Origin of the sequence: Micromonospora solifontis (genome assembly GCF_003725545.1) — a bacterium.
GTDB lineage: Bacteria > Actinomycetota > Actinomycetes > Mycobacteriales > Micromonosporaceae > Micromonospora > Micromonospora solifontis.
In genome coordinates this window covers 1-4,484 of the sequence record NZ_RJLN01000166.1, presented here as the reverse complement: position 1 = coordinate 4,484, position 4,484 = coordinate 1, and the positions used below count along the sequence as shown (strand labels likewise).

Sequence of the window (4,484 nt, the reverse complement as noted above, 5' to 3'; positions counted from 1 at the left end):
GGCCGCTTCCCGGGCCGCCGCGCGCCGCCGCCGGCGTTCGGCCAGCGCCCGCTGCCGCAGGTGTACGACGTACGCCGCGAGCAGGGTGCCGGTCACCGAGACGCTGATCCAGAACCCGGGGCTGACCAGCACCACGCCGATCAGCTCAACGAAGTTGAGCAGCAGCAGTGCGGCGAGCACCCGCCGGCGGCGGTAGATCGCCGGGGTGTGCCGGCGCTTCGCGGGATGCCGTCGGCGGGACTTGGCCGGGGCGGGCGGGACGGTCCGGAGCCGGCCGGAGCGGCGGCGCGCCGGGGGCGCCGACACCGGCGGAGCGAGACTGCCCGTGTCGGCATTTTCACTGAGAGTGATAGTCAGGGATCGGGGTGGGCGCACCGGCCGCCGTCCGGGCACCGTGCGCCGCCGACGCCGGCGCTGGAGCACCCGCGCCGTCGACTGCGCCCGCTCCGCCACCAGCCGCTCGGTGGCGTCGTACCGGCGGACCAGCGCCGGGGCGAGGGCGAGCAGGCCGGCGGCGGCGAGGACGGCGAGGAGCACCGAGGTCGGCACCCTCACCCCTCCCGTCACCGAATTCGGGGCGAGCGCCGCTGCGCCGCAACTTGTTCCGTCGTCCGTCGTTTACGGCGCAGATCGTGCGGTCCCCGCAGCGCTTGCCACAGCTTGCAGTTACTTGAGGTTACGGGCCGCCGACCCGGTTCACTTGGATGCCGCGCCGGGCGTGGCGGGTGGGACGGTTCACCCTCAACTGTCACGCACGCGGTGCCACCGCGCCAGGAGACCGCCCTCGGCGGCCACTTCCTCGCTGGTCATCGCGTATCCGATGTGGTCACGCCAGGCGCCGTCGATGTGCATGTACCGCACGTGGTAGGCCTCCTCGCGGAAGCCGAGCTTCTCCACCACCCGCCGGGACGGGGTGTTCTCCGGGCGGATGTTCACCTCGATCCGGTGCAGGCCGCCGGGGCCGAAGGCGTGGTCCACCGCGAGGGCCACGGCGGTGGGGATCACCCCGCGACCGGCCACCCGGGAGTCCACCCAGTAGCCGACGTACCCGGAGCAGAACGCCCGGCGGACGATGCTGCCCACATTGACGTGGCCGACCAGCCGCTCCCGCCCCTCCTCCCGCAGGCAGACGGCGAACGGCATCCCCTCACCGGTACGCGCCGAGCGCCGCAGATCGGCGTGGACGAACCGGAACGCGACCGGTGAGTTCACCTCGTCCCAACTGCCCGGCAGGTGGGACTCCCAGGGGGACAGCCAGCCCTGGTTGGCGCGCCGGATCTCCGACCAGGCCGTCGCGTCGGAGCGCCGGTACGGCCGCAGCACGATGGGACCGTCCACCAGCACCGCCGGCCACCCGGGCGGCCGCCGGAACATCACCGGCGCCGGTCCAGCAGGAGCACATCCACAGTCGACCCGGCGGCGGCGGTGGTGACCCGCTCGCCGAGGACCAGCAGGCCGTTCGCCTCGGCCAGCCCGGACAGGGTGTACGGGCCGCCGGCGAGCGGCTGGACCGTGTAACCGCCGCCGCGCCGCTCCGCCACGTGCGCCGGCCGGAACTCGCGCAGCCCGGCCGGGGACGAGACCGTCTCCAGCAGGTGCGCGCGGACGCTGGGCCGGAACACCGGCTCCGCGCCGGCCAGCAGCTGGATGGCCGGCCGGGCCAGCACCTCGAAGCCGATCAGCGACGCGCCGGGCTCACCGGGAAGACACACCACCGGCACCTCCTCGGCGCCGACCGTACCGAATCCGAGGGCCGTTCCGGGATAGAGGGCGACCTCTGTGAAGGTGACCGGCCCGGCCCGGCCGCCCTCCCGCCGGGACAGGATGCGGCGGACCATGTCGCCGGGACCGGTGCCGGTGCCACCGGTGGTGATGATCAGGTCGGCCCGCAGCGTCTGGTCCTCCAGCAGGCCGCGCAGCCCTTCCGGGTCGTCATCGCAGATCCCCACCCGGTACGCGAGCGCGCCCGCCTCGGCCGCGGCCGCGGTCAGTGCGTGCGAGTTGGCGTCCACCACCTGGCCGGGCTGGCTGCCCCGGCCGACGTCGACCAGTTCGTCGCCGGTGGCCACGATGACCACCCGCGGGCTGGGCCGGACCACCACGTGCCCGATGCCGGTGGCGGCGAAGACGGCGACCAGGGCCGGCGAGACGTACGTGCCGGCGCGGGCGAGCAGGGTGCCGGCCGGCAGTTCCTCACCGGCGCGGCGGACGCCGTACCCCCGCTTGGGGGCGCGGAAGATCTCCACCGCGGCCATGCCCTGGTCGGTCCACTCCACCGGGACCACCACGTCGGCGCCGATGGGCAGCGGCGCCCCCGCGGCCACCGAGAAGCAGGAGCCGGGGGTGAGCCGGACCGGCCGCCAGCTCGCCGCGCCGAGGTCGCCGACCACGTTCAGCCGGATGCTGCGACCACCGGGAATACCGGAGGGGGCCGGGACGTAGCCCGGCCCCCGGCTCCCTCCGGAGATGTCCTCCCAGCGCGCGGCGTACCCGTCCACCGCCGCCTGGTCGAAGGCGGGGAACGAGTGCGGGGCGACCACGTCCTCGGCGAGAACGTTGCCGTACGCCTGGGTGAGGTCGAGGTCGAGCGGAGGCAGCGCACGTAACCTGCGCAGCACACTGCCCAGGTAGTCGGCGAGCGGCGTCAACTCGTTCGCGGCCGCCTCGGCGTCGGCCGTCGAGGTCATGTATTGGGACCGCCCGACGCGTCGGTGTTCACGAACTCGGCCAGCCACTTGCGGAACTCGGAGCCGAGGTCCTCGCGCTCGGCGGCGATCTGGACCACGGTCTGCAGGTAGCCGAGCGGCATGCCGGTGTCGTAGCGGGTGCCCCGGTAGACGATCGCGTGCACCGGCACCCCCTCGGTACGCAGCAACTCCATCGCGTCGGTCAGCTGGATCTCGCCGCCGCTGCCCGGCTTCGTCCGCCGGATCGCGTCGAAGATCCGCCCCGGCAGCACGTACCGGCCGAGGACCGCCAGGTTGCTCGGCGCGTCCTCCGGCTTCGGCTTCTCCACCATGCCGGTGACCTTGACGACCTCGGCGATGTCGGTCAGCTCCGACTCGGCCGGCTCCACCGAGGCGATGCCGTACCGGCTGGTCTCGGCCGGGTCGACCTCGAAGAAGGCGAGCACCACCCCGCCGGTGCGCGCCTGCAACTCCAGCATGGCCGGCAGCAGCGGCTCGGACGGCTTGACGAACTCGTCGCCGAGCAGCACCGCGAAGGGCGCGTCGCCGACGTGGGCCTCCGCGTACCCGACGGCGTGGCCGAGGCCGAGCTGCTCGGGCTGCCGGACGGTGTAGATGTCGGCCAGGTCCTCGGTGCGCCGGACGGCGGCCAGCAGCTCGGGCTTCTTCTCCAGCCGCTCCTCCAGGTCGGGCCGGCGGTCGAAGTGGTCCACCATCGCGGTCTTGCCACGCCCGGTGATCAGCAGCACGTCGGTGATGCCGGCCTGGGCGGCCTCCTCGACGATGTACTGCAACACCGGCCGGTCGACGACCGGCAGCAGCTCCTTCGGGACCGCCTTGGTGGCCGGCAGGAACCGGGTGGCCAGGCCGGCGGCCGGGATGACGGCCTTGACCGCGCGGGAGCGGCCGGTCGCGGCGGCCGCTGAGGGGTTCGCTGAGTGCTCCGACATGTCGCGAGACTATCGGCCACGGGTCTGCCGCGGCGGGTGAGGACCGGAAGACGCGCCGCCTTGACCCGCTCCGGCGGGATCCGGTGCGCCCGCCCGGGGCAGTCCGTCGGGCGGGCTGACCGTGGCGGCCACCACGGGTATCTCGCGAGTGGGGGTCGGGTCCGGGGGTTGGGCCAGCCGGTAGCCGTCCCGGCCCGCCGCCTTGGCCGCGTACAGGGCGTCGTCGGCGGCGTCGAGGACCTGCTGGCCGGTGGGCGCGTGGTCGGGGTAGACGGCGATGCCGATGGAGACGGTCACCGGCACCCGGACCGGCTCGCCGCCGTGTCCCTGGACCGGCACCGGGTGGTCCCGGACCACCGCGCCGAGCCGCTCGGCGACGATCGCCGCGCCCCGCGCGTCGGTCTCCGGCAGCAGCACCACGAACTCCTCGCCGCCCTGCCGGAAGGCCAGGTCCATCTCGCGGATCTCGCCGCGTACCCGGCGGGCGAACTCGACCAGGACGGCGTCTCCGGCAGCATGCCCCCAGGTGTCGTTGACGTCCTTGAACCGGTCCAGGTCGAGGGCGAGGACGCTGAGCATCCGGCCGAACCGGTTGGCGCGCTCCACCTCGCGCCGGATCGACTCGCGCAGGTAGCGGTAGTTCCACAGCCCGGTGAGCGGATCGGTGAGGGAGAGCCGCTGCGCCTCCTCGTGCACCCGGACGTTCTCCACCGCCACCGCGGCGTGCCCGGCGAAGGTGCGCAGCGTGGCGAGGTCGTCGTCGTCGAACTCGACGTCGCCCACCCGGTCGTAGAGGACCAGCACCCCCAGCGCGCCGGCACCGGGCGGGCCGGGCGACGGCGCCGGG

Annotated in this window: 5 protein-coding genes; all 5 read right to left on the bottom strand. The window is 74.2% G+C overall.

Going from position 1 to position 4,484, the window contains the following annotated elements; genetic code table 11:
* The coding region (gene sepX, locus EFE23_RS27480; protein WP_199737271.1) for a divisome protein SepX/GlpR at positions 1 to 555 on the bottom strand (555 nt) is incomplete at its 3' end.
* 186 nt (positions 556 to 741) lie between these two features.
* Entirely contained in the window at positions 742 to 1,374 is a 633-nt protein-coding gene (locus EFE23_RS27475) for a GNAT family N-acetyltransferase (protein ID WP_123243774.1), read from the bottom strand.
* Positions 1,374 to 2,687 (bottom strand): molybdopterin molybdotransferase MoeA, encoded by a 1,314-nt coding sequence (locus EFE23_RS27470; protein ID WP_123243773.1) that lies wholly within the window; start codon positions 2,685 to 2,687, stop codon positions 1,374 to 1,376. The genes EFE23_RS27475 and EFE23_RS27470 overlap by 1 nt, the downstream gene beginning before the upstream one ends.
* Complete coding sequence (locus EFE23_RS27465; protein ID WP_123243772.1) at positions 2,684 to 3,637, bottom strand: UTP--glucose-1-phosphate uridylyltransferase; 954 nt, start codon at positions 3,635 to 3,637, stop codon at positions 2,684 to 2,686. Before EFE23_RS27465 ends, EFE23_RS27470 begins: the two co-directional genes overlap by 4 nt.
* Positions 3,638 to 3,646: 9 nt before the next feature.
* Positions 3,647 to 4,484: sensor domain-containing diguanylate cyclase (locus tag EFE23_RS27460; protein ID WP_148058559.1), on the bottom strand; the 838-nt coding region annotated here is incomplete at its 5' end.